General features: G+C 68.1%; 1 protein-coding gene. It reads left to right on the top strand.

What is annotated here, in order from left to right:
* Positions 1-157: 157 nt before the first annotated feature.
* Positions 158-1,219 (top strand): IS1634 family transposase (locus ACFYQ5_RS36105; protein ID WP_389203860.1); only part of this gene is annotated, 1,062 nt, incomplete at its 3' end.

The following is a 1,219-nucleotide window of genomic DNA, read 5'->3' as shown; positions in this document are numbered from 1 at the left end:
TCTAGGCCCGGACTTCGCGGGTCGTTGATTCGTATGATGTGACCGGTCCGGGCGTGTCCCGGACCGGTGGTGTGGCGTTGGGTGGGGTGTGTCGAAGTCTTCCCGATCCCCGCGGCCACGGTCTCAGCGTCAGCGTTTCGAAGTAGCGGTGACGTCCGTGGTGGAGAAACGTCTGGGTGCTCTGCCTGTCGTTTCCGAGTTCACTCGTCGGCTGGATCTGGTCGGGATCGTCGACACGGTCTGTCCTGGTGGAGCCAGTGCTCTGGTCACGCATGGGCAGGTGATCGAGGCGCTGGTCGCCAACCGGCTGACCGCGCCCGCACCGCTGGTGCGAGTTGGGGACTGGGCCCGGACCTGGGCGGTGGAAGAGGTCTTCGGAATGGACGCCGGCCTGCTCAATGACGACCGGCTCGCCCGGGCGCTGGACGCGATCGCCCCGCACCTGGAGCACATTGCCGGGACGGTCGGGGCGAGGGCGATCGCCGAGTTCGGCATCGACGTGTCCCGCCTGCACTGGGACATGACCAGCATGTCCGTCCACGGGGACTACCCGGCCGAAGGTCAGGACGAGGACTTCCCGGTCATCAACTACGGGCACCCCAAGGACCGGCGGGTGGACCTGAAACAGGTCCAGGCCGGACTCGCGGTGTCCGCCGACGGCGGGATCCCGGTGCATGCCCGGGTCTTCGGCGGCCCGGCGGCCGAGGTCTCCCAGGTCGTCGGCGCGATGAAGGACCTGCGCACGATGGCCGGGCCCCGCGACTTCCTGCTGGTCGCCGACTCCAAGCTGGTGTCCTATGCCAATGTCTCCGCGCTGCTGGTGGCCGGAGTGCACTTCGTCGCCCCGGTGCCCGCCGCGCAGATCAAGGACGAGGTCTATGCCGCTCTGGATCTGGAAGGGGGCACGGTTGTGGACTGGGTGCCCGAGCGGGACGCGGACAAGCCGGCCGAGCGGCGCGAGAAGTACCGGGTGCTGGAGGACACCCACACTCTGAAGGGTGCCAGGAAGAGCGATCCCGAACTCACCGTCCGCCGGATCCTGGTCCACTCCACCGCGAACGCCGCAGGCCAGCAGGCCGCCCGGGCCAAGCGCCTGGCCAAGGCCACCGAGGAGATGAACAAGCTTGTCGCCTCGGCCGGCGGACGGCACTACAAAAGCACCGAGAAAATCATCGCCCGTATCGGTGTGATCACCGCCAAGCGCCGGGTCACCTCCTGC

Origin of the sequence: Streptomyces sp. NPDC005794, assembly GCF_042871445.1 — a bacterium.
In the GTDB taxonomy this organism is placed as follows: Bacteria; Actinomycetota; Actinomycetes; order Streptomycetales; family Streptomycetaceae; genus Streptomyces.
This window is presented reverse-complemented; position numbering and strand designations above follow the sequence as displayed.